This is a genomic window from Pseudomonas sp. OA65 (assembly GCF_017498305.1).
In the GTDB taxonomy this organism is placed as follows: Bacteria; Pseudomonadota; Gammaproteobacteria; order Pseudomonadales; family Pseudomonadaceae; genus Aquipseudomonas; species Aquipseudomonas zanjanensis.
On the sequence record NZ_JAGDEZ010000007.1, the window covers coordinates 132,458 to 155,086 of the forward strand.

General features: G+C 60.4%; 21 protein-coding genes. 16 read left to right on the forward strand and 5 right to left on the reverse strand.

The window, feature by feature from the left end; translation table 11 throughout:
• Nucleotides 1–15 precede the first annotated feature (15 nt).
• Nucleotides 16–354, reverse strand: a complete 339-nt coding sequence (locus J3361_RS08385) for a hypothetical protein (RefSeq protein WP_207963861.1) — start codon at nt 352–354, stop codon at nt 16–18.
• Between the two features lie 125 nt (nt 355–479).
• Between J3361_RS08385 and J3361_RS08390 the strand changes: the two genes are divergently transcribed.
• Nucleotides 480–950: an Lrp/AsnC family transcriptional regulator gene (locus J3361_RS08390; protein WP_207963862.1), complete on the forward strand. Its 471-nt coding sequence runs from the start codon at nt 480–482 to the stop codon at nt 948–950.
• 130 nt (nt 951–1,080) lie between these two features.
• Here J3361_RS08390 and J3361_RS08395 read toward each other — a convergent pair whose 3' ends face one another.
• A complete protein-coding gene (locus tag J3361_RS08395) occupies nt 1,081–2,448 on the reverse strand; it encodes a CYTH domain-containing protein (RefSeq protein ID WP_186707579.1) in 1,368 nt (455 codons plus the stop codon).
• Nucleotides 2,449–2,595: 147 nt separating this feature from the next.
• Between J3361_RS08395 and argE the strand changes: the two genes are divergently transcribed.
• The 3 genes from argE (at nt 2,596) to J3361_RS08410 (ending at nt 6,972) form a co-directional block, all read left to right on the forward strand.
• Nucleotides 2,596–3,753 carry an acetylornithine deacetylase gene (gene argE, locus J3361_RS08400; RefSeq protein WP_207963863.1) on the forward strand — a complete coding sequence of 386 codons (1,158 nt, stop codon included), beginning with the start codon at nt 2,596–2,598 and terminating at the stop codon, nt 3,751–3,753.
• Between the two features lie 137 nt (nt 3,754–3,890).
• On the forward strand, nt 3,891–5,189 hold the full coding sequence (gene argA, locus J3361_RS08405; protein ID WP_053126389.1) for an amino-acid N-acetyltransferase: 1,299 nt from the start codon (nt 3,891–3,893) through the stop codon (nt 5,187–5,189).
• A 460-nt stretch (nt 5,190–5,649) separates the two neighbouring features.
• Nucleotides 5,650–6,972: an OprD family porin gene (locus J3361_RS08410; protein ID WP_207963864.1), complete on the forward strand. Its 1,323-nt coding sequence runs from the start codon at nt 5,650–5,652 to the stop codon at nt 6,970–6,972.
• Nucleotides 6,973–7,108: 136 nt separating this feature from the next.
• On the opposite strand, the gene J3361_RS08415 is transcribed toward J3361_RS08410, so the two are convergent.
• Nucleotides 7,109–7,504 (reverse strand): nucleotidyltransferase domain-containing protein, encoded by a 396-nt coding sequence (locus J3361_RS08415; RefSeq protein WP_207963865.1) that lies wholly within the window; start codon nt 7,502–7,504, stop codon nt 7,109–7,111.
• A 335-nt stretch (nt 7,505–7,839) separates the two neighbouring features.
• Between J3361_RS08415 and J3361_RS08420 the strand changes: the two genes are divergently transcribed.
• The 7 genes from J3361_RS08420 to J3361_RS08450 all read left to right on the forward strand — a co-directional run bounded on the left by J3361_RS08420 (nt 7,840) and on the right by J3361_RS08450 (nt 13,530).
• Entirely contained in the window at nt 7,840–8,478 is a 639-nt protein-coding gene (locus J3361_RS08420; protein ID WP_024617266.1) for a peroxiredoxin, read from the forward strand.
• Nucleotides 8,479–8,791: 313 nt separating this feature from the next.
• On the forward strand, nt 8,792–9,385 hold the full coding sequence (gene ssuE / locus J3361_RS08425; protein ID WP_207963866.1) for an NADPH-dependent FMN reductase: 594 nt from the start codon (nt 8,792–8,794) through the stop codon (nt 9,383–9,385).
• A gap of 91 nt (nt 9,386–9,476) precedes the next feature.
• A complete protein-coding gene (locus tag J3361_RS08430; protein WP_207963867.1) occupies nt 9,477–10,442 on the forward strand; it encodes a sulfonate ABC transporter substrate-binding protein in 966 nt (321 codons plus the stop codon).
• A gap of 24 nt (nt 10,443–10,466) precedes the next feature.
• Nucleotides 10,467–11,615, forward strand: a complete 1,149-nt coding sequence (gene ssuD, locus J3361_RS08435) for an FMNH2-dependent alkanesulfonate monooxygenase (protein WP_207963868.1) — start codon at nt 10,467–10,469, stop codon at nt 11,613–11,615.
• A 7-nt stretch (nt 11,616–11,622) separates the two neighbouring features.
• On the forward strand, nt 11,623–12,405 hold the full coding sequence (gene ssuC, locus J3361_RS08440) for an aliphatic sulfonate ABC transporter permease SsuC (RefSeq protein ID WP_207963869.1): 783 nt from the start codon (nt 11,623–11,625) through the stop codon (nt 12,403–12,405).
• Nucleotides 12,402–13,208, forward strand: coding sequence for an aliphatic sulfonates ABC transporter ATP-binding protein (gene ssuB, locus J3361_RS08445; protein ID WP_039013201.1), 807 nt, complete (start codon nt 12,402–12,404; stop codon nt 13,206–13,208). Before ssuC ends, ssuB begins: the two co-directional genes overlap by 4 nt.
• Before the next feature lie 106 nt (nt 13,209–13,314).
• Nucleotides 13,315–13,530 (forward strand): TOBE domain-containing protein, encoded by a 216-nt coding sequence (locus J3361_RS08450; RefSeq protein ID WP_003177394.1) that lies wholly within the window; start codon nt 13,315–13,317, stop codon nt 13,528–13,530.
• Between the two features lie 236 nt (nt 13,531–13,766).
• Here the strand turns inward: J3361_RS08450 and J3361_RS08455 are convergent, their stop codons facing one another.
• Nucleotides 13,767–14,402, reverse strand: a complete 636-nt coding sequence (locus tag J3361_RS08455) for a TetR/AcrR family transcriptional regulator (RefSeq protein WP_207963871.1) — start codon at nt 14,400–14,402, stop codon at nt 13,767–13,769.
• A gap of 367 nt (nt 14,403–14,769) precedes the next feature.
• Entirely contained in the window at nt 14,770–16,146 is a 1,377-nt protein-coding gene (locus J3361_RS08460; RefSeq protein WP_014340747.1) for a glutamine synthetase family protein, read from the reverse strand.
• A 278-nt stretch (nt 16,147–16,424) separates the two neighbouring features.
• On the opposite strand from J3361_RS08460, the gene J3361_RS08465 reads away from it, so the two are divergent.
• The 5 genes from J3361_RS08465 (at nt 16,425) to J3361_RS08485 (ending at nt 22,588) form a co-directional block, all read left to right on the forward strand.
• Complete coding sequence (locus J3361_RS08465; RefSeq protein ID WP_207963873.1) at nt 16,425–17,201, forward strand: gamma-glutamyl-gamma-aminobutyrate hydrolase family protein; 777 nt, start codon at nt 16,425–16,427, stop codon at nt 17,199–17,201.
• 40 nt (nt 17,202–17,241) lie between these two features.
• Nucleotides 17,242–18,600, forward strand: coding sequence for a glutamine synthetase family protein (locus tag J3361_RS08470; protein ID WP_207963875.1), 1,359 nt, complete (start codon nt 17,242–17,244; stop codon nt 18,598–18,600).
• Nucleotides 18,601–18,658: 58 nt separating this feature from the next.
• Nucleotides 18,659–20,023, forward strand: coding sequence for an aspartate aminotransferase family protein (locus J3361_RS08475; protein ID WP_207963877.1), 1,365 nt, complete (start codon nt 18,659–18,661; stop codon nt 20,021–20,023).
• 182 nt (nt 20,024–20,205) lie between these two features.
• Complete coding sequence (locus tag J3361_RS08480) at nt 20,206–21,303, forward strand: polyamine ABC transporter substrate-binding protein (RefSeq protein ID WP_207963952.1); 1,098 nt, start codon at nt 20,206–20,208, stop codon at nt 21,301–21,303.
• Nucleotides 21,304–21,490: 187 nt separating this feature from the next.
• Nucleotides 21,491–22,588, forward strand: coding sequence for a polyamine ABC transporter substrate-binding protein (locus tag J3361_RS08485; RefSeq protein WP_207963879.1), 1,098 nt, complete (start codon nt 21,491–21,493; stop codon nt 22,586–22,588).
• Nucleotides 22,589–22,629: the final 41 nt, after the last annotated feature.

Below are 22,629 nucleotides of genomic sequence, written 5' to 3' on the forward strand. Positions count from 1 at the left end.
TTGCCCGTGAGAGGCTCAACCGGCCGCTTGGGCCGACTCAACTCGCGCAATATCAGCGCCTTGCAGGTCCACCGAGCACATGCCGATCAGGTTGCGTAATTTTTCTGCGATGACCTGGGCGCGGTGCCAACTCAGCCCGTCCATGAGGATGTCCAGCGACAGCAGCTCGTCGAGGCGCTCGACGCGAACCTGCTGTGGGGTCAGGCCCTGCAAGGCAAACAGGTTCAATGCCCGGCAGAGCAGGTCCGGCTCGGCCTCGGCCAGCATCTGGTAGTGCACGCGGCAATGGGCGTTGGCGGCGTGCCAGACATCGGCGCGGGTCGGGGTTGTGGCAACGGCTTCAAGCGGGGGCATGTGGGGTCTCCTTGGGGACGGAGAAATATTTACATGCGTCGCCGGGTATTTCTTATCTAAGATGAGTGCTTTCGGCGATGTTTCGAATCGCTTGAGTCTCCAGATCATTCATTTTGGGTTTGTCTATGCAAAGCGAGCTGGATAGCTATGACCGCAGGATACTGGCCCTGCTGCAAGAGGATGCCTCGCTGTCCAGCGCGCAGATCGCCGAGCAGGTGGGCTTGTCTCAATCGCCGTGCTGGCGGCGGATCCAGCGGATGAAGGAGGAGGGCATCATCCGCGCTCAGGTGACCCTGCTGGATCGCAAGAAAATCGGCCTCGACACGCAGATCTTCGCCGAAGTGAAACTCAACGCCCATGGTCGTTCGAACTTCACCGAGTTCACCGAGGCGATCCGCGGCTTTCCCGAAGTACTGGAGTGTTACGTGCTGATGGGCTCGGTGGATTTTCTGCTGCGCATCGTCACGGCGGACATCGAGGCGTATGAGCGATTCTTTTTCGAAAAGCTGTCGATGGTGCCGGGGATCCAGGAAGTGAATTCGATCGTGGCGCTGTCGGAGATCAAGTCGACGACGAGTTTGCCGGTGGTGCGCTGAACAAATATCTGAGGTGAATATGCTGGCCTCATCGCGAGCAGGCTCGCTCCCACACGGGTTCAGCGTTGTGCGCACATCTGGTGGCCGCTGAAGATCAACTGTGGGAGCGAGCCTGCTCGCGATGGCGATCTTACAGGCGCAACAACGTCTTCCAGGCCCGGTTCTGATACACCGCAATCGCCTGCTGCTTGCGCGCATCCAGCGTTTCGTCGGTGATCGGTTGGTTGGCCAGTTGTGCCAGCTTGTTCAGCTCACCGTAGAGCCGATCCATTTCCGGAATCTCCAACACATGGCGGGCATGGTGCAGCCAGGCCTGGATGCGTTCGATGCGCGGCAGTTGCTCGGCAAGATCTTCCGGTTGCTGCTGATAACGTTGCAATTGCAGGGACGAGGACTCTTCGCCCAACAGGCGTGGCAACCAGCTGCCCAGTTGCGCCGCGCCCTGGCGATTGCCGCGGGTGTTGCGCTCGACGGCCCAACTGCGGGCCAGCAGCCAGCGTGACGTGTTGAGGGAAAACAGGCCCCAACGCGGGTCTTGCAGCTCTTCGAGGAACTGTTCCGGCGCGGCCTTGCGCACGTCTTCGTCGTCCAGGCCGGCCTGGACCAGCGGGCGCCAGTCTTCCAGCAACGCGTCCAGGGCCAGGCGCAAGTCGTGGGTCGATTGGCGCGGCGCGGCCTGGCCGAGGCTGCTGAGCAGAGCGCGCAGTTCGGCTAGGCTTTCCACCCAGTCCTGCAGCAGGCGCCAATGGCCGTTGAAACGGTATTGCTCGGCCAGGCGCTGGCTGCTGCCGAGCAAATGCCAGCTCAGCGCGGCGAAGGCATCGTCCAGCGGCGTTTCGGCAGTCAGTTGCGGGGCCGGCAGGCTCAAGGCGTAGCTGCCCGCGTCATGCAGGCGATAGCCACGCTCGGCCTTGCTGATGTCGCAGGGCATCAAGGGCAAAGTCATGGCCAGCTCGGCGGCCAGCTCCAGCAGGGCGGCGGGTTCGCCTTCGCGCAGTTCCAGCTCCAGTTCGCAGATTTCTTCCTTCTGCTTGCCGACCACCACGTGCCCCAGGTCCAGGGCCGCTTCGATGACCACCTTGCTTTTGCCACGGCCCCAAGCGATTTCAGCGCGTTCGCGGACGAAGTCGGTGGTGAAGATGGCCTTGAGAGTTTTCTTGTCCAGTTCGGCCAAGGCCTCGGGCCAGCATTCGCCGTCGAGCTTCTTCAGATCGAGCTTGGCCTTGGGCAGGTGCCAGTCGTATTCGTTGCGCTCGGACAGGCCGGCGACGCTCTGGCCGCGGGTCTTGAGGGTCTGGATCACCTCTTCGCCATCGCGACGCAGGCGCAGGGCGACCTTGGCCCGGGCCAGGTCACGCTCTGGCGTGTCGAAATACTGGTTCATCAATTCGTGGCGTTCCCAGCCACTCTTGTTGCGTTTTTTCAGCAGCGGATGCTCGCGCAAGGCTGCCAGGGTCTCGCGGCTGACGCGGAGTTTGATTTCGGTTTCTTTCTGCATGGCCGGAAAATCCAGGGATCGGGTGCGCAGCCGGGGGAAGGTGTGGCTGCCAAGGCCGTGCAGTGTACAGGACTGACTCGCCCTAGGTTTATTCCTGGGTCCAGATGGTTCTATGATGAACGCCAATCTGTATGCCCGGAGCCAGCGATGCCTTTGCCGTCCATGAAAGATCAATTCGCTGCCCTGATCGCCACGCCTTCGGTCAGCTGTACCCAGCCTGGGCTCGACCAGTCCAACAGCGCTGTCATCGAGCTGCTGGCAGGTTGGCTCACTGAGTTAGGGTTCTCCTGCGATATCCAGCAGGTCAGCCCTGGCAAATTCAATCTGCTGGCCAGTTTCGGCAGCGGTCCCGGCGGCCTGGTGCTGGCCGGCCATAGTGACACGGTGCCGTTCGACGGCGCCTTGTGGCAGACCGATCCGTTGAAACTCACTGAGGTCGATGGCCGTTGGGTCGGCCTGGGCAGTTGTGACATGAAGGGTTTTTTCGCCCTGGCCATCGAAGCGGTCAAGCCGCTGCTGGACCAACCGTTCAAGCAACCGCTGCTGATCCTCGCCACCTGTGATGAAGAAAGCTCCATGTCCGGCGCCCGGGCCCTGGCCGATGCCGGCCGACCCTTGGGGCGTGCGGCGGTGATCGGCGAGCCGACCGGCCTGCGGCCGATTCGCCTGCACAAAGGCGTGATGATGGAGCGCATCGACATCCTTGGGCGCAGCGGCCATTCGTCCGATCCGCGCCTGGGCCACAGCGCGCTGGAGGCCATGCACGATGCCATGGGCGAATTGCGCGGCCTGCGCCTGCAATGGCAGCGTGAATTCCGTAATCCGCAGTTCAGCGTGCCCCAACCGACCCTGAATTTTGGCTGCATCCACGGCGGCGACAACCCGAACCGGATCTGCGGCCAGTGTTCCATGGAATTCGATCTGCGCCCCTTGCCAGGCATGGATCCACAAGTGCTGCGGGCGGCGATCCGGCAGAAGCTCGAGCCCATTGCCGAGCGCCATCAAGTCAAGATCGACTACGCGCCGCTGTTCCCCGAAGTGCCGCCGTTCGAGCAGGCCGAGGACGCCGAATTGGTCCGCGTGGCCGAACGACTGACCGGCCATCGTGCCGAAGCAGTGGCGTTCGGCACCGAAGCGCCTTATCTTCAGCGCCTTGGCTGTGAAACCCTGGTGCTCGGTCCTGGTGATATCGCCTGTGCCCACCAACCGGGCGAGTACCTTGAAATGTCACGTTTGCAACCTACCGTTGAGCTGTTGCGGCAGTTGATCGGCCATTACTGCCTGACCTCGGCCACGGCCGATTAAATTGCGCCCTTGCGGGCCCGTATTCATCACATGAGGAGAGCGCGCGTGACGCCAAGCCTGTTCCGACGATAACCACCAGCCCGTTGTGCGTTCTGTTTCGTCTTTTTTTGGCTGTTATTTATTACAGGTCCAGGTTCATGCCCGAATACGTCAATTGGCTTCGTCACGCTTCGCCCTACATCAACGCCCACCGCGATTGCACCTTCATCGTCATGCTGCCCGGCGACGGGGTGGAACACCCTAATTTCGGCAACATCGTCCATGATCTGGTGCTGCTCCACAGCCTCGGCGTGCGCCTGGTGCTGGTCCATGGTTCGCGCCCGCAGATCGAGACCCGCCTCGCTGCGCGGGGCCTGACGCCCCACTACCACCACGGCATGCGCATCACCGATGCGGCGACCCTGGAATGCGTGATCGACGCGGTCGGCCAGTTGCGCATCGCCATCGAGGCGCGCCTGTCCATGGACATGGCGTCCTCGCCCATGCAGGGTTCGCGGCTGCGGGTCGCCAGCGGCAACCTGGTCACCGCCCGGCCGATCGGCGTGCTCGAAGGCGTGGATTACCACCACACCGGCGAAGTGCGCCGGGTCGATCGCAAGGGCATCAACCGGCTGCTGGACGAGCGCTCCATCGTGCTGCTGTCGCCGTTGGGTTATTCGCCCACCGGAGAGATCTTCAACCTGGCCTGCGAAGACGTCGCCACCCGCGCAGCGATCGACCTGGCGGCCGACAAGCTGCTGTTGTTCGGTGCCGAACAGGGGCTTATCGGCGAGGACGGACGGCTGGTGCGGGAATTACGTCCGCAACAGGTCCCAGGCCACATGCAACGCCTGGGCAGCGACTATCAGGCCGAACTGCTGGACGCGGCGGCCCAGGCCTGCCGTGGTGGCGTTGCGCGCAGCCACATCGTCAGTTATGCCGAGGACGGCGCGCTGCTGGCCGAGCTGTTCACCCGTGATGGCAGCGGCACGCTGGTGGCCCAGGAACAATTCGAAGTGGTGCGCGAAGCGGCCATTGAAGATGTCGGCGGCCTGCTCGACCTGATCAGCCCGTTGGAGGAGCAGGGCATTCTGGTGCGTCGTTCCCGCGAAGTGCTGGAGCGCGAGATCGAACAGTTCAGCGTGGTCGAGCGCGAAGGCATGATCATCGCCTGCGCGGCGTTGTACCAGATCGCCGATTCGGATGCCGGGGAACTGGCCTGCCTGGCGGTGAACCCGGAATACCGCCACGGTGGCCGGGGCGACGAATTGCTGGAGCGGATCGAAACCCGCGCCCGCGCCCAAGGGCTCAAGACGCTGTTCGTCCTCACGACCCGTACCGCCCACTGGTTCCGCGAGCGTGGTTTCGAGCCTAGCAGCGTCGACCGTCTGCCGGCCGCGCGGGCGTCGCTCTACAACTATCAGCGTAATTCGAAGATCTTCGAAAAAGCCCTGTAACCCCTCGGGCGCTCCCTGCGTGGGAGTGTCGCAGGGGGCGTCTTTTTGATTTCAGACAATGAATCGCCTGACGCTTAGCCATCAAGCTCCCATCTTGAGCAGCCTCGGCGCCAAAGGATCAAGGAATCCCTCTACGCCGGGGTTTCCCGCTGAGCGCTTCTCGACAAAAAGCCATTCAGTAATTTGCCTGCTGGCCGATACGCCGGACCACGGTTGATGAAGCTTTGATGGCGCCTATATGTCGAAAAGAGCTGAAAACTTGTGAAACAATTCTTTTTGGAAGTAAACAGAATCCATTATCCTGCGGGCCGATGAAGCGGGGCTAGACCATGGTCGTAGTCACAAGTGGTTACGACTGACTTGTCAGTCACGGTCTGGCGCTAATCGCGCATCCGCGGATTCCGGGCATTCGATCCGGAACCAAAGACGCACAAGAATTAGAAAACGAGAGGAGCGAAGCATGAACAAGTCCACCTTGGCCCTGGCTGTGGCCGTTGGGGTTTTGGCGCAGCAGGCAGGCGCCGCCGGTTTTATCGAGGACAGCAAGGCGTCCGTCAGTTCTCGTACGTTGTATTTCAATAACGACAACCATGAAACGGGTAGCGAGGATCTGCGCGAAACGGGCACTGGCCTCAAGTTCGACTACAAGTCCGGTTTCACGCAAGGTGTCGTGGGTTTCGGTATCGACGCTCAGGCACTGGTTGGTATCCGTCTCGATGGCGGCCGGGGTCGTAACAACGGCTCCTACATGCCAGCCGATACCGATGGTTCGGCGGTACATGAGTGGAGCCGCTTGTCGGGTAACGTCAAGGCGCTGTTCTCCAAGACCGAAGCCCATGTGGGTGGTGCACTGGCGCCAAACCTGCCGATCCTGGTTTCCAACGACAGCCGTCTGCTGCCACAGACCTTTGAAGGTGGCACCATCACCTCCAAGGAAATCGACAACGTTACTTTCAACGCTGGTCAGTTGGAACACGCGACAGGTCGTGCATCGAGCAACAGCACGGGTCTGGCAGTGGCGGGCGGTACCGAGGAAAGCAACCAGTTCCGTTTTGCCGGTGCTGACTGGAAGGTCACCAAGGACCTGACCCTGCAGTACTACTACGCCAACCTGCAGGATTACTACAAGCAGCACTTCCTGGGCGCGGTACACGTTTTCCCGATCAGCGAAGGTCAATCCTTCAAGACCGACCTGCGCTACTTCGACAGCAGCTCTGACGGCCGTAACGGCGACGCAGGCTATCGTTTCAACAACAACAATGGCTATGCCAAGAACGCGGGCGAGGTCGATAACAAGACCTGGAGCGCGATGTTCACTTACACCCTCGGCGGCAGCGCTTTCCTGCTGGGTCACCAGCAAGTCGGCGATGACGGTGGCTTTGTCTACCTGAACCAGGGCAACGTGGTTGATAGCAACGGTCGCCCCGAAGGGGCCGGTGGCGCGAGCTTCTACCTGTTCACCGACAGCATGATCAACGGGTTTGTCCGTGCCGGTGAAAACACCACGTTCGGTCAATACTCCTACGACTTCGCTTCCTTGGGTGTTCCAGGCCTGAAAGCCTCGGTTGCCTACCTGCGTGGTGACGACGTCAAATCCGCCACTGCTGGTGGAAGCGATTACTCCGAGTGGGAACGCGACATGCGTGTGGATTACGTAATCCAGCAAGGCGCGTTGAAAGGCTTCGGCACTACCCTGCGTCAGGGTACTTACCGCAGCAGCGGTGCAGGCGACAGCCAGGATCAGACTCGCCTGATCTTCAACTACACTTACAACTTCATGTAAGACGTAGCGAAGTAAAAAAAGCCCCGCCCGGCAATACGCCGAGCGGGGCTTTTTTATGTTTTCGGGTCATGTAAGGGATTCTTCCCGCCTACTGGCGACGTAACGCACGATACTCGCTGCCTTGTTGATCAATACATCATCGGCCATACACGCTGCCTTCCTTCTGAATATCCTTGAGCAATCCCGCCCGAGCCTCATCGAGAGCGGTTTTTTCGCTGAGGATAAAACATTCGAACAACCCCGCCTGTACGTCTCTGGCCCAAAGCCTCCGACCACGGGTCAGGATCTGGTACTGCATCACCGTCGTTGCCGCCCGTAAATCAAGCAGATCCACTGGGCATCCGGCTATATCCGCCAAGTCTCCGGAAAGTTGCCATAACAACACGGGGTCGACCTGACCGGACCAGAGAACAGCCAAATCGACATCACTGTCAGGCCCGGCGGTGCCCTGGGCATGGCTGCCGAACAGGTAAACCGCGAGCAGGCCAGGGAGGTGGTTTTGCAGATGAGTCAGCAAGGCTTGAGTGTTCATGCTGCCTATCCTAGCCGCTCGTTCTGAAATCGCCTCAATAATTTCCGTAGTGTGGGTACAAAACAAAAAAAGCCCCGCCCGGCAACACGCCGGGCGGGGCTTTGCGTTTTCGAGTCAGGCCCACCCCTGTAGCCCTTCTCGAAACCTCTCCTCTTTTCAGCAACTCGAGGCCTTCTCGAACCTCGCTGACGATCTTGTGCCGGTATGCGGAATGGCGCCAGTGAACAGTTTTTTATATTCACTAATGGTCTAGATAAATGGATATTCATTCTTTTTAAAGCAATCGAAACCGGTGCAAAGTTTGGGCTCACAACAACTCATCCAGGAGCCGCACCATGAGCCTCAGACTCGGCGACATCGCCCCCGACTTCGAACAGGATTCCAGCGCCGGCAAGATTCGCTTCCACGAATGGCTCGGTGACAGCTGGGGTGTGCTGTTTTCCCACCCGGCGGATTTCACACCGGTATGCACCACCGAATTGGGGCTCACGGCCAAGCTCAAGGACGAATTCGCCCAGCGCGGGGTCAAGGCTATCGCTCTTTCGGTGGACCCGGTGGACTCGCACCACAAGTGGATCGAGGACATCAACGAGACTCAGAACGCCGTGGTCAATTTTCCGATCCTGGCCGATGCCGACCGCAAAGTGTCGGACCTGTATGACCTGATCCACCCCAACGCCAGCGACACCTTGACCGTGCGCTCGTTGTTCGTGATCGACCCGAACAAGAAGATTCGCCTGACCATCACCTATCCCGCCAGCACTGGGCGCAATTTCAACGAAATCCTGCGGGTGATCGATTCCCTGCAACTGACCGACAACTACAAGGTCGCCACCCCGGCCAACTGGCAGGACGGCGATGAAGTGGTGATCGTGCCGTCGCTCAAGGATGAAGAAGAACTCAAGCAGCGTTTCCCCAAGGGCTACCGCGCCGTGAAGCCTTACCTGCGCCTCACACCGCAGCCCAATCGCTGACGCAACACCTGACTCTGAACCTGTGGGAGCGAGCCTGCTCGCGATAGCGGTGTACCAGTCGACATCGACACTGGCAGATCCGACGCCATCGCGAGCAGGCTCGCTCCCACAGTTTGATCTTCTGTGCACCAAGGGTTTTGGCCGTTTTGACGGCCTTTTTTATTGCGCCAAGGAAAATGAATTTCATATCTCTTAAATGCATAACCAAATGAATAAATATGATTTAAAGATATATAAATCCGCTGTTATGGTTTGACCCATGCAGCGAGATCGCCCACCGCGAATCGCACGTGACAGTTAAGGAAAAGTAGGCATGTTGGTCGTCTCACTCGGTGGCAGTCCCAGCCAACGCTCCCGCTCCGGGGTGCTGCTGGAGCGCTCGCAACGTTGGTTGCAGCAGCAAGGCGTGGAAGTGGTGAGTTATCAGGTGCGCGATTTCCCGGCCGAAGATTTGCTCCATGCCCGTTTCGACAGTCCGAAGGTGATCGACCTGCTCCAGCAGATCGAAAACGCCGACGGCCTGGTGATCGCCACGCCGGTGTACAAGGCGTCTTTTTCCGGCGCGCTGAAGACCGTGCTGGACCTGCTGCCTGAGCGGGCCCTGGCTCACAAAGTGGTGTTGCCCATGGCCACCGGCGGCAGCATCGCCCATATGCTGGCGGTGGATTACGCCCTTAAACCGGTGTTGTCGGCGCTCAAGGCCCAGGAAATGCTCCACGGGATCTTCGCCGAAGACAGCCAGATCGCTTATGGCGAAGGCAGCGCCCAGGCGCAATTGGCGCCGGCCTTGCAGAAGCGCCTGGACGAAGCGCTGGAACAATTCTTCAGCGCCATGGCCCGTCGGCCCAGGCCGTTGGACCCCAGTGTATTGAACGAACGTTTGCTGAGTGCTCGCTGGAGCATTTGAACCTCGAACACCCCTGATTCAACTCACCTTACTCAGCCGCCAACGGCCCAGCAGGTGCAGCCAAAACCCCACAGCAAAAAGGAGAGGCGCCATGCGCACTGTCATTTTGCGTCGCGGGCTGGTCGCTCTGTTTGCTGCGGCTGTGTCCTTCGGCGTCATCACCCAAGCTCAAGCCGAGACCTTGCGGATCGGTTATCAGAAATACGGCACCCTGGTGCTGCTCAAGGCCAAGGGCTCGTTGGAAAAACGCCTCGCCGCCCAAGGCGTAGACGTGCAATGGACCGAGTTTCCCGGCGGCCCGCAACTGCTGGAAGGCCTGAACGTCGGCTCCATCGATTTTGGCGTGACCGGTGAAACCCCGCCGGTGTTTGCCCAGGCCGCGGGCGCCGACCTGCTTTACGTTGCTTACGAGCCGCCGGCGCCCACCAGCGAGGCCATCCTGGTGCCGAAAGGCTCGGCCATCCAATCGGTGCAAGACCTCAAGGGCAAGAAGGTCGTGCTGAACAAAGGCTCGAACGTCCACTACCTGCTGGTGCGGGCGTTGGAAGATGCTGGCCTGAAGTATTCCGACATTCAAACCGTTTTCCTGCCGCCAGCCGATGCCCGTGCCGCGTTCGAACGGGGCAGCGTAGACGCCTGGGTGATCTGGGACCCGTACCAGGCGGCCGCCGAACAACAGTTGCAGGCACGCACCCTGCGTGACGGCAAAGGCATCGTCGATAACCACCAGTTCTACCTCGCCACCAAGCCCTATGCGCAAAAAAATCCCCAGGTCATTACCGCCCTGGTGGAAGAAGTGCGGGCCGTGGGGGAGTGGTCCAAGGCCAATCCTGAAGACGTGACCAAACAGGTCTCACCGCTGCTCGGCCTGCCGGCGGACATCACCCTGACGTCGGTGAAACGCCAAGGCTACGGGGCGCTGTTCCTCACGCCGGAGGTGGTGGCGGCGCAGCAGAAAATCGCCGACAGCTTCTACCAGCTCAAATTGATTCCCAAGCCCTTGAGCATCAAGGACGTGATCTGGACGCCGCCGGCGGCCGTCGCGAACGCGCAGTAATTCGAACCCTTAGGAGACCACTCCATGAGCCTCAATATTTTCTGGTTCCTGCCCACCCATGGCGATGGCCATTACCTGGGCACTGCCGAAGGCGCCCGCGCCGTCGATCACGGTTACTTGCAGCAGGTCGCCCAAGCGGCGGATCGACTGGGTTTTGGCGGCGTCCTGATCCCCACCGGGCGTTCCTGCGAGGACTCCTGGCTGGTGGCCGCTTCGTTGATTCCCGTGACCCAGCGCCTGAAATTCCTCGTGGCCCTGCGCCCGGGGATCATTTCCCCAACGGTGGCAGCACGTCAGGCCGCGACCCTCGACCGGTTGTCCGGCGGCCGGGCGCTGTTCAACTTGGTGACGGGCGGCGATCCGGATGAATTGGCCGGCGATGGCCTGTTCCTCGACCACGAACAACGCTACCAGGCCTCGGTGGAGTTCACCCGAATCTGGCGTCGGGTGCTGGAAGGCGAGACCGTGGATTACGACGGTGAGCACATCAGTGTGAAGGGGGCCAAGCTGCTCTATCCGCCGATCCAGCAGCCGCGTCCGCCGTTGTATTTCGGCGGCTCGTCGGAAGCTGCCCAGGACCTGGCGGCCGAACAAGTGGAAATGGTGCTGACCTGGGGCGAGCCGCCCGCAGCCGTGGCGGAAAAGATCGAACAAGTACGGGCCAAGGCTGCGAAATTGGGACGCACGGTACGCTTCGGCATCCGCCTGCATGTGATCGTGCGGGAAACCAACGCCGAAGCCTGGCGAGCGGCCGACCGGCTGATTTCTCACCTGGACGACGACACCATCGCCCGGGCCCAGGCCTCCCTGGCGCGCTTCGATTCGGTGGGCCAGCAACGCATGGCCGCCCTGCACGGTGGCCGTCGTGACAGGCTGGAAGTCAGCCCCAACCTCTGGGCCGGCGTCGGCCTGGTGCGCGGCGGTGCCGGTACGGCGCTGGTGGGCGATGGCCCGACCGTGGCGGCGCGGGTCAAGGAGTATGCCGACCTTGGCATCGACACCTTTATTTTCTCCGGTTATCCCCACTTGGAAGAGTCCTATCGCGTGGCGGAACTGTTGTTCCCACACTTGGACGTGGAGCGCCCGGAGTTGCCGAAAAGCCAGGGTTATGTGAGCCCGTTCGGTGAAATGGTCGCCAACGACATCCTGCCCAAAGCCGCGTCCCAGAGCTGAGGCGGCCATGAACAGAATTATTCACAACCTCGCGCCCTGGGCGGTGCCGCTGCTGTTGCTGGCGGTCTGGCAACTGTCGGTGTCGGCCGGTTGGTTGTCCACGCGAATCCTGCCGGCACCCGTGGCCGTGATCGAAGCCGGGGTCAACCTGGTGCGCAGCGGCGAAATCTGGACGCACCTGGCGATCAGCGGTTGGCGGGCAGCGGTGGGTTTCCTGATCGGCGGCGGCATCGGCCTGGCCCTGGGCTTTATCACCGGTTTGTCGAAATGGGGCGAGCGCCTGTTGGACAGCTCCGTGCAGATGGTGCGCAACGTTCCGCACCTGGCGCTGATTCCGCTGGTGATCCTCTGGTTCGGTATCGACGAGTCGGCGAAGATTTTCCTGGTGGCCCTGGGCACGTTGTTTCCCATCTACCTCAACACCTACCACGGCATCCGCAACGTCGATCCGGCGCTGGTGGAAATGTCCCGCAGCTACGGTTTGTCCGGCTTCGCCTTGTTTCGCCAAGTGATCCTGCCGGGTGCGTTGCCTTCGATCCTGGTGGGCGTGCGCTTTGCCCTGGGCTTCATGTGGCTGACGCTGATCGTGGCGGAAACCATCTCGGCCAGCGCCGGTATCGGTTACCTGGCGATGAATGCCCGTGAGTTCCTGCAAACCGATGTGGTGGTGCTGGCGATTCTCTTGTACGCGGTGCTGGGCAAATTGGCCGACCTGGCCGCCCGCGGGCTTGAGCGGGTCTGGCTGCGCTGGCACCCGGCGTACCAAGTGAACAAGGCAGGTGCTGCATGACCGCCCAACAACCTCCGCGCCTGCTGCGTGGCATTCCATTGGCGGTGCGCAAACTGCAAAAAACCTTCGGCACGCGCCAGGTATTGCGCGACATCGACCTGCATATCCCGGCCGGGCAATTCGTCGCCGTGGTCGGTCGCAGCGGCTGTGGCAAAAGTACTTTGCTGCGGTTGCTGGCCGGCCTCGATCAACCCACCGACGGCCAACTGCTGGCGGGCTCGGCAGCCTTGAGTGCGGCGCAACAGGACACGCGATTGATGTTCCAGGAGGCGCGTCTGCTGCCGTGGAAAAAAGTCATCGACAACGTTGGCCTCGGGCTCAAGGGCAACTGGCGTCCGCAGGCCTTGCAGGCACTGGAAGCCGTTGGCCTGGCCGACCGTGCCCATGAGTGGCCGGCGGCGCTGTCCGGCGGCCAGAAACAACGGGTGGCCCTGGCCCGCGCGCTGATTCATCAGCCACGGCTGTTGTTGCTCGACGAGCCCTTGGGGGCGCTGGACGCCTTGACCCGTATCGAGATGCAGCAACTGATCGAAAACCTCTGGCAGCAGCACGGTTTTACCGTGTTGCTGGTGACCCACGACGTCAGCGAAGCGGTGGCGATTGCCGACCGGGTGATCCTGATCGAGGACGGCCAGATCGGTCTCGATCTGCCCATCGACCTGCCACGCCCACGGGTTCGCGGCTCTCATCGCCTGGCGAGCCTGGAAACCGAAGTCCTCAACCGTGTGCTGTCCTTGCCCGGCCAACCGCCGGAACCCGAACCCGTTTCACCCTTGCCTACGCAATTGCGTTGGGCGCAATGAAGCGGCTTCAAGCGGCAAGCTACAAGCCGCAAGAAGAAATGCGGTGCTTTTACTTGCAGCTTGTAGCTCGAAGCTTGCAGCTCATTTCGACCCCAGGAGAAATCGTATGACCATCAAAGCCATCAACGTACGCAACCAGTTCAAAGGCACCATCAAGGAAATCGTCGAAGGCGACGTGCTGTCGGAAATTGACGTGCAGACCGCTTCCGGCATCGTCACGTCGGTCATCACCACCCGCTCGGTCAAGGAGCTGGAATTGGCGATCGGCAGCGAAGTGATCGCCTTCGTCAAATCCACCGAGGTGTCTATCGCCAAGTTGTGAGCGCTGCGTCACCCACGGCCCCGGACGGCGTGAGCCCTTCGGGGCTTTTGGGTTTTAGGGCTGCGCACGCATGCACTTTGTTGAGGTGAGGAGGGGGCCTTTGTGGCGAGGGGATTTATCCCCGCTGGGCTGCGCAGCAGCCCTAAAGCAGTGTACTCATCTTCCTGGCACGTCGAGTTAGCTGGTTTGGGGGCCGCTGCGCAGCCCAGCGGGGATAAATCCCCTCGCCACATGGATCAGGATGCTTCGCGCTTGGGCAGATACGGCGGCAAATACAGCCCCAGGTACGCATCGAACACCCGCATGCCTTCTTCGGCCATGCGTGGGGTGATCTGGCCGTGTTGTTGGACCGAGCGGGCGTAGACGCGGTCGCCCAGTTCCATGGCCAGTGCGAACACATCAACGTCGTCGGGCAGGGGCGGCAGGGCGAAATGGTGATCGAAGACCTTGTGCATCAAATCGCTCAGCTCGAGGTCGTGCTGGCGGTCGGCCTGGGTGACTTCGGTCAGGCCGTGCTGGGCCAGGATCAACTGGCGAGCGGCGGCGTCCTGGCTGTAGATGGCGAGCATGCGTTGTTCCACCAACCGGGACAGGTCGTGCCAATGGTTCAGCGCGGCATGATCGATTGATGCTTGCAGGCCAGCGCGGAAGGCGGCGTGGACGTCGGCGGTCAGGGCTTCGAGCAGGGCCGGGACGCTGGCGAAGAAGTGGTACACGGAAGAGGGCGGGATCCCGGCGCGCTCGGCGACGCTGTAGATCGACAGGCTGGCCACGCCTTCGGTGGCAAGCAGCGTACGGGCGGCATCGAGAATGGTATCGATCCGGGCCTGACTGCGTGCGCGGGGTTTGCGGGGTGTGGCGATGCGCGTCATGGACGTCTCCTGCGGGGCTGCCGGGCATTGTACGAGCCGATTTCCGTGTTGTCTGCCAGGCCCTCATCGCGGGCAAGCCTTGCTCCCACAGAGCAAGACTTTGTGAATCAGACCAAATGATCACAAACCCCCCATGGGAGCTGTGTGAGTCAGGTCAAATGGTCACAAACCCCCTATGGGAGCTGTGTGAGTCAGGTCAAATGGTCACAAACCCCCCATGGGAGCTGTGTGAGTCAGGTCAAATGGTCACAAAGAACCCCTGTGGGAGCTGAGCTTGCTCGCGATCCGCCGAAGGCGGCCATCCACCCAGATACAAAAAAACGCCGCAGGCCATAAGGCCTGCGGCGTTCTTTTTGACCGCAACCGCTTACACGGTATGCAGGTACCAGTTGTACTCAAGGTCGGAGATGGAGTGTTCGAACTCCTCCAGCTCGCTTTCCTTGCAGGCCACGAAGATATCGATGTATTTCGGGTCGATGTACTTGGCCATGACTTCGCTGTCGTCCAGCTCGCGCAGGGCATCGCGCAAGTTGTTCGGCAGGCTTTGCTCGTTCTGCTCGTAGCTGTTGCCTTCCACCGGCGCGCCGGGCTCGATCTTGTTGACCAACCCATGGTGCACCCCTGCCAGCACGGAAGCCATCAGCAGGTACGGGTTGGCATCGGCGCCGGCGACGCGGTGTTCCAGGCGAACGGCATCGGCTGAGCCGGTCGGCACACGCAAGGCCACGGTGCGGTTGTCCAGGCCCCAGGTCGGCGAGTTCGGCACGTAGAACTGTGCGCCGAAACGACGGTAGGAGTTGACGTTCGGGCAGAGGAAAGCCATCTGCGCGGGCAGGGTCTCGAGCACACCGCCGATCGCGTGACGCAATGCGGCGTTCTGCTCGGGATCCTCGCTGGCAAAGATATTCTTGCCGTCTTTATCCAGAATCGAAATGTGGACGTGCAACCCATTGCCCGCCTGGCCCGGATACGGCTTGGCCATGAAGGTGGTGTCCATTTCATGGTCGTAGGCGATGTTCTTGATCAGGCGCTTGAGCAGGACCGCGTAGTCGCACGCCTTGATCGGATCGGCCACGTGGTGCAGGTTCACTTCGAACTGCGCCGGGGCACTTTCCTTGACGATGGCGTCGGCGGGAATGCCTTGCTCCTTGGCCCCTTCCAGAATGTCCTGGAGGCAATCGACGTATTCGTCGAGGTCATCGATCAGGTAGACCTGGGTCGAATGCGGGCGCTTGCCGGAAATCGGCGAGCGAGGCGGTTGCGGACGTCCATTCACGTTCTCCTGGTCGATCAGGTAGAACTCCAGCTCGAATGCGGCGCAAATGGTCAGGCCCAGTTCATCGAACTTGGTCACCACCTGTCGCAGGACTTCACGAGGGTCGGCGAAGAAAGGTTCGCCTTCGAGTTCGTGCATGGTCATCAACAGTTGCGCGGTAGGGCGCTTCTGCCAAGGCTCGTTGCACAGGGTGTCAGGAATTGGATAACAGATCCGGTCGGCATCGCCGATGTCCAGGCCCAGGCCGGTGCTTTCCACCGTAGAGCCATTGATATCCAGAGCAAATAGAGAGGCCGGCAGGTTGATGCCTTTCTCGTAAACCTTGTGGAGGCTGGTGCGTTCTATGCGCTTGCCGCGCACCACACCATTCATATCCGCAATCAGAAGGTCAACGTACAGAACCTCAGGATGTTCCTTAAGGAACGCGTTCGCTTCGTTAAGCTGAACGGCACGCGGGGGTACCGACATGATGCAACACCTTTGTTGTTAAAAATATCAATCATTGATCTCTTCGAAAGCCAGTCAACCCGAACGGCATGCCGAAGTCAAGCAGGGCCTTTTTTGCCCTAAAAAAGCACCTGTGGGGCTTTTTTGAGGCAATTTAGGGCGTTTTTTTCCCTTTAGGGGCCTTGGCGCCCGTAGGCTTGAGCGGGCCGTGTTGTATTTTTTACGGGGGTGTTGTGTAAAAAAATGAACAAGGCTAAGCTCGATTCAAACCCATAACAGCAATAATACCGGGGTGCTTCATGTCTCGCCTGCCGTTAATCGGCGTCACCACCTGCTCCAAGCAGATGGGTCTGCATGCTTATCACACCAGCGGCGATAAATATTCCCGGGCTGTCGCGACAGCCGCCAAGGGCTTGCCAGTGCTGCTTCCGTCCTTGGCGGATCTGTTCCAACCGTCCGATATTCTGGACGCCTTGGACGGTATTCTTTTTACCGGCTCTCCTTCTAATGTAGAACCTTTTCACTATCAGGGCCCGGCCAGTGCGCCCGGCACTGCCCATGATCCTGCACGGGACGCCACCACCCTGCCGCTGATCCGCGCCGCTGTCGAGGCGGGCATCCCGGTGCTGGGCATCTGCCGGGGTTTCCAGGAGATGAACGTAGCCTTTGGCGGCAGCCTGCATCAGAAAGTTCATGAAGTCGGAACCTTCATCGATCATCGTGAAGACGAGACTCAAGCGGTGGAGGTCCAATACGGTCCTGCCCACGCCGTGCATATCCAGCCCGGCGGTGTACTGGCAGGCCTGGGATTGCCTCAATCGATAGAGGTCAACTCGATCCACAGCCAGGGTATCGAGCGCCTGGCGCCTGGGCTGCGGGCCGAAGCGGTGGCGCCGGATGGCTTGATCGAGGCGGTTTCGGTGCCAGAAGGCAAGGCTTTTGCTTTAGGTGTGCAATGGCACCCCGAATGGGAGGTAAGCTCTAACCCGTACTACCTTGCGATTTTCCAGGCATTTGGCGATGCCTGCCGAGCAAGGGCAACACAACGCGACGCGGATGCGTCAAACAACGCCTGACGATTAATAGCAGTCAGGAAACTCACGCCTAGAGGCATTTATGAGTAACAACCTCGACCAGCTCACCGATTGGTTGAAAGACCACAAGATCACAGAAGTCGAATGCATGATTGGCGACCTCACCGGTATCACCCGGGGCAAGATCTCGCCGACCAACAAGTTCATCGCCGAGAAAGGCATGCGCCTGCCCGAGAGCGTTCTGCTCCAGACCGTTACGGGCGACTATGTCGAAGACGACATCTATTACGAACTGCTCGACCCGGCTGATATCGACATGATCTGCCGCCCGGACGAGAACGCCGTGTTCCTTGTGCCCTGGGCCATCGAGCCCACCGCCCAGGTCATCCACGACGCCTACGACAAGCAGGGCAACCCCATCGAGCTGTCGCCGCGCAACGTGCTCAAGAAAGTGCTCAAGCTCTACGCCGACAAAGGTTGGCAGCCCATCGTCGCGCCGGAAATGGAGTTCTACCTGACCAAGCGCAGCGACGACCCTGACTTCCCGCTGCAACCGCCCGTTGGCCGCTCCGGCCGCCCGGAAACCGGTCGCCAGTCCTTCTCGATCGAAGCGGCCAACGAATTCGACCCGCTGTTCGAAGACGTCTACGACTGGTGCGAACTGCAAGAGCTGGACCTCGATACCCTGATCCACGAGGACGGCACGGCGCAGATGGAAATCAACTTCCGTCACGGCGATGCCCTGTCCCTGGCCGACCAGATCCTGGTGTTCAAGCGCACCATGCGCGAGGCGGCGCTCAAGCACGACGTGGCCGCCACCTTCATGGCCAAGCCCATGACCGGCGAGCCGGGCAGTGCGATGCACCTGCACCAGAGCATCATCGACAAGGAAACCGGCAAGAACGTCTTCTCCAATGAAGACGGGACCATGAGCGATCTGTTCCTGCACCACATCGGTGGCCTGCAGAAGTTCATCCCTGAGCTGTTGCCGCTGTTCGCCCCCAACGTCAACTCGTTCCGCCGCTTCCTGCCGGATACGTCGGCGCCGGTGAACGTGGAGTGGGGCGAAGAGAACCGCACCGTGGGCCTGCGCGTGCCGGATGCCGGGCCGCAGAACCGTCGGGTGGAAAACCGCTTGCCGGGCGCCGACGCCAACCCGTACCTGGCGATTGCCGCCAGCCTGCTGTGTGGCTTCATCGGCATGGTCGAAGGCATCAGCCCGAGCGCGCCGGTGGTGGGCCGCGGCTACGAACGCCGTAACCTGCGTTTGCCGCTGACCATCGAAGACGCCCTGGAACGCATGGAAAACAGCACCACCATCGAGAAATACCTGGGCAAGAAATTCATCACAGGCTACGTCGCGGTCAAGCGGGCCGAGCATGAAAACTTCAAGCGCGTCATCAGTTCGTGGGAGCGGGAATTCCTGCTCTTTGCCGTCTGAAGCGCCGGGCGGGGCTGCTTCAGGCAGCTTCGCCCTCACCGATAACAGGAGAATTCGCATGACCCGCAATAACCCGCAAACCCGTGAATGGCAGGCCCTGAGCAACGATCACCACCTGGCGCCGTTCAGCGATTTCAAGCAGCTCAAAGAGAAAGGCCCGCGCATCATCACCCACGCCAAGGGCGTCTATCTCTGGGACAGTGAAGGCAACAAGATCCTCGACGGCATGGCTGGCCTCTGGTGCGTGGCCGTCGGTTACGGCCGCGACGAACTGGCCGATGCCGCCAGCCAACAGATGCGCGAACTGCCGTACTACAACCTGTTCTTCCAGACGGCCCACCCGCCGGTACTGGAATTGTCCAAAGCCATCGCCGACATCGCCCCTGAAGGCATGAACCATGTGTTCTTCACCGGCTCCGGCTCCGAGGGCAACGACACCATGTTGCGGATGGTCCGCCACTATTGGGCGATCAAGGGCCAGCCGAACAAGAAAGTCATCATCAGCCGCAAGAACGGTTATCACGGCTCGACCGTGGCCGGCGCGAGCCTGGGCGGCATGACCTATATGCACGAGCAGGGCGACCTGCCGATCCCGGGCATTGTCCACATTGCCCAGCCTTACTGGTTCGGCGAAGGCGGCGACATGAGCCCCGAAGAGTTCGGCGTGTGGGCGGCCAACCAGTTGGAAGAAAAGATCCTGGAGATCGGCGTGGATAACGTCGGTGCGTTCATCGCCGAGCCGATCCAGGGCGCCGGTGGCGTGATCGTGCCGCCGGACAGCTACTGGCCGCGCATGAAGGAAATCCTCGCCAAGTACGACATCCTGTTCGTGGCCGACGAAGTGATCTGTGGCTTCGGCCGTACCGGTGAGTGGTTCGGTACCGACCATTACGGGTTGAAACCGCACATGATGACCATTGCCAAGGGCCTGACCTCCGGCTACATCCCCATGGGTGGGCTGATCGTGCGCGATGACGTGGTCGCGGTGCTCAACGAAGGCGGCGACTTCAACCACGGCTTTACCTACTCCGGTCACCCGGTGGCCGCGGCGGTAGCCCTGGAAAACATCCGCATCCTGCGTGACGAGAAGATCATCGAGCGTGTCCACAGCGAAACGGCACCCTATTTGCAGCAACGCTTGCGGGAACTGAACGATCATCCATTGGTGGGTGAAGTACGCGGGGTCGGTTTGCTGGGGGCGATCGAGCTGGTCCAGGACAAGGCCACGCGCAAGCGCTACGAAGGCAAGGGCGTGGGCATGATCTGCCGGCAGTTCTGCTTCGATAACGGGCTGATCATGCGCGCGGTGGGCGACACCATGATCATTGCGCCGCCGCTGGTGATCAGCAAGGCCGAGATCGATGAATTGGTGACCAAGGCACGGCAGTGCCTGGACCTGACCCTCAGTGCGTTGCAAGGCTAAGTGCTAGGCTCTGAGCGAGGTGCCTGCAAGGGCCTCGCCCAGCGCGAACAAAAGACTGGGCTTGTGTTGAAAGCCTGGCCTGTAACTTGCCAGACTACCGGCTGTTCAAGTCGCCCGTGAGCCGGCTACTGAACTGTGGCTAAGAAGAATAACTGGAGCATTTTTTCATGAAGGCATTAGGTATGAAGATAGCTGGCAAGACCCTCCTCGCCATGTCCCTGATGGGCGTGATGGCGGGTGCTGTTCAGGCGGACGACAAAGTGCTGCACGTCTATAACTGGTCCGACTACATTGCGCCGGACACCGTCGCCAAGTTCGAGAAAGAAACGGGGATCAAAGTCGTCTACGACGTGTTCGACTCCAACGAAACCCTGGAAGCCAAGTTGCTGGCTGGCAAATCCGGTTATGACATCGTGGTGCCATCGAACAACTTCCTGGCCAAGCAGATCAAGGCCGGCGTCTACCAGGAACTGGACAAGTCCAAGCTGCCTAACTGGAAGAACCTGGACACCGACCTGCTCAAGGCCGTCGGCGATGCCAGCGACCAGGGCAACAAGCATGCCTTCCCTTACATGTGGGGCACTATCGGCATCGGTTACAACCCCGAGAAGGTCAAGGCCGCATTGGGCGTCGACAAGATCGACTCCTGGGACACCCTGCTCAAGCCCGAGAACATCGCCAAGCTCAAGAGCTGCGGCGTGAGCTTCCTCGATTCGCCAACCGAAATGATTCCGGTGGCCCTGCATTACCTTGGCTACCCGACCGACAGCCAGGACAAGAAGCAACTGGCCGAGGCCGAAGCGCTGTTTCTCAAGTTGCGTCCATCGATCGGTTACTTCCACTCGTCCAAATACATTTCCGACCTGGCCAACGGCAACATCTGCGTCGCCGTGGGTTACTCGGGTGATATCGAGCAATCCAAGAGCCGTGCTGCCGAGGCTGGCGGCAAAGTGAAAGTGGCCTACACCATTCCGAAGGAAGGTGCCGGTTCGTTCTACGACATGGTCGCTATCCCGAAAGATGCCGAAAACGTCGAGGCCGCTTATAAGTGGATGAACTTCATCATGCAGCCGGAAATCATGGCGGAGATCACCGACAACGTGCGTTTCCCTAACGGCAACAAAGCCGCCACCCCTCTGGTGGACAAGGAAATCTCCGGTGACCCGAGCATTTATCCATCGGACGAAGTGAAGGCCAAGCTGTACGCCATCGCCGACCTGCCAGCCGCGACCCAGCGGATCCTGACCCGCAGCTGGACCAAGATCAAATCCGGTAAATAAGCCGGCCTGAAGCACCCTCCTGTTGTCGCGGCCAGCGCGGCGGCGGCAACAGGAACCAATAAATAAACTAAAAGTTTTGCTGGATCGGTTTATCGAGGGTAAGTTGCGCGCCGGTTTTGTTGCAGGGCCCCGACAAGGGTCACGTAACGGGGGCAACTTGGGCCCAACTATTTAAGAGGACCTCCACGTGCCAGTCTTTTCTTTGTTACGTAACGCTTTGCTGGTCGGCGCCGGCCTGACGCTCGCCGTCAGCGTCCAGGCTGCCTCCACCGTGCATATTTATAATTGGTCGGACTACATCGGCGAGACCACCCTGGCGGATTTCGAAAAAGCCACTGGCATCAAGCCGGTGTATGACGTGTTCGATTCCAACGAAACCCTGGAAGGCAAGTTGCTGGCCGGGCGTACCGGTTACGACGTGGTGGTGCCGTCCAACCACTTCCTCGGCAAGCAGATCAAGGCCGGGGCGTTCCAAAAACTCGACAAGGCGCAGTTGCCCAACTACGCCAACCTCGACCCGGTGCTGCTCAAGCGCCTGGAAAAGAACGACCCGGGCAACCAGTACGCCGTGCCTTACCTGTGGGGCACCAACGGCATCGGCTATAACGTCGAGAAAATCAAGGCAGTCCTGGGCGTCGACAAGATCGATTCCTGGGCCGTGCTGTTCGAGCCGGAAAACATCAAGAAGCTGTCCAGCTGCGGCGTTTCGTTCCTCGATTCGGGTGACGAGATGATTCCGGCGATGCTCAACTACCTGGGCCTGAACCCCAACAGCGAAGACCCTGAAGACTACAAGAAGGCCGAGGCCCAGCTCCTCAAGATCCGGCCTTACGTGACCTACTTCAATTCCTCCAAGTACATCTCCGACCTGGCCAATGGCGAGATCTGCGTGGCCGCCGGTTTCTCCGGCGACATCTTCCAGGCCCGCGAACGTGCCAGCGAAGCCGGTAAGGGCATCGACATCGCCTACGTGATTCCCAAGGAAGGCGGCAACCTCTGGTTCGACATGCTGGCGATTCCCCGTGATGCCGGCAACGTCAAGCAAGCCCATGCCTTCATCAACTATGTGCTCAAGCCTGAGGTCATCGCCCAGGTCAGCGACGTCGTCGGTTATGCCAACCCGAATCCCAAGGCTGGCGAACTGATGGATCAGAAAGTACGCACCGACGAAGCGGTTTACCCACCGCAAGCAGTCGTCGACAAGCTCTACGTCAACTCCGAGTTGCCGCCCAAGATCCAACGACTCATGACTCGCAGCTGGACCAAGGTCAAGTCGGGTAAATAAACGTCAACACTCTTGTTCGCCTCCGTGGGGCGAACTGCAAA

Excerpts from the sequence above, each read along its gene's own strand:
- J3361_RS08385 (WP_207963861.1), bottom strand. The coding sequence starts at position 354 with ATGCCCCCGCTTGAAGCCGTTGCCACAACCCCGACCCGCGCCGATGTC.
- J3361_RS08390 (WP_207963862.1), top strand. The coding sequence starts at position 480 with ATGCAAAGCGAGCTGGATAGCTATGACCGCAGGATACTGGCCCTGCTG.
- J3361_RS08395 (WP_186707579.1), bottom strand. The coding sequence starts at position 2,448 with ATGCAGAAAGAAACCGAAATCAAACTCCGCGTCAGCCGCGAGACCCTG.
- argE (WP_207963863.1), top strand. The coding sequence starts at position 2,596 with ATGCCTTTGCCGTCCATGAAAGATCAATTCGCTGCCCTGATCGCCACG.
- argA (WP_053126389.1), top strand. The coding sequence starts at position 3,891 with ATGCCCGAATACGTCAATTGGCTTCGTCACGCTTCGCCCTACATCAAC.
- J3361_RS08410 (WP_207963864.1), top strand. The coding sequence starts at position 5,650 with ATGAACAAGTCCACCTTGGCCCTGGCTGTGGCCGTTGGGGTTTTGGCG.
- J3361_RS08415 (WP_207963865.1), bottom strand. The coding sequence starts at position 7,504 with ATGAACACTCAAGCCTTGCTGACTCATCTGCAAAACCACCTCCCTGGC.
- J3361_RS08420 (WP_024617266.1), top strand. The coding sequence starts at position 7,840 with ATGAGCCTCAGACTCGGCGACATCGCCCCCGACTTCGAACAGGATTCC.
- ssuE (WP_207963866.1), top strand. The coding sequence starts at position 8,792 with ATGTTGGTCGTCTCACTCGGTGGCAGTCCCAGCCAACGCTCCCGCTCC.
- J3361_RS08430 (WP_207963867.1), top strand. The coding sequence starts at position 9,477 with ATGCGCACTGTCATTTTGCGTCGCGGGCTGGTCGCTCTGTTTGCTGCG.
- ssuD (WP_207963868.1), top strand. The coding sequence starts at position 10,467 with ATGAGCCTCAATATTTTCTGGTTCCTGCCCACCCATGGCGATGGCCAT.
- ssuC (WP_207963869.1), top strand. The coding sequence starts at position 11,623 with ATGAACAGAATTATTCACAACCTCGCGCCCTGGGCGGTGCCGCTGCTG.
- ssuB (WP_039013201.1), top strand. The coding sequence starts at position 12,402 with ATGACCGCCCAACAACCTCCGCGCCTGCTGCGTGGCATTCCATTGGCG.
- J3361_RS08450 (WP_003177394.1), top strand. The coding sequence starts at position 13,315 with ATGACCATCAAAGCCATCAACGTACGCAACCAGTTCAAAGGCACCATC.
- J3361_RS08455 (WP_207963871.1), bottom strand. The coding sequence starts at position 14,402 with ATGACGCGCATCGCCACACCCCGCAAACCCCGCGCACGCAGTCAGGCC.
- J3361_RS08460 (WP_014340747.1), bottom strand. The coding sequence starts at position 16,146 with ATGTCGGTACCCCCGCGTGCCGTTCAGCTTAACGAAGCGAACGCGTTC.
- J3361_RS08465 (WP_207963873.1), top strand. The coding sequence starts at position 16,425 with ATGTCTCGCCTGCCGTTAATCGGCGTCACCACCTGCTCCAAGCAGATG.
- J3361_RS08470 (WP_207963875.1), top strand. The coding sequence starts at position 17,242 with ATGAGTAACAACCTCGACCAGCTCACCGATTGGTTGAAAGACCACAAG.
- J3361_RS08475 (WP_207963877.1), top strand. The coding sequence starts at position 18,659 with ATGACCCGCAATAACCCGCAAACCCGTGAATGGCAGGCCCTGAGCAAC.
- J3361_RS08480 (WP_207963952.1), top strand. The coding sequence starts at position 20,206 with ATGAAGATAGCTGGCAAGACCCTCCTCGCCATGTCCCTGATGGGCGTG.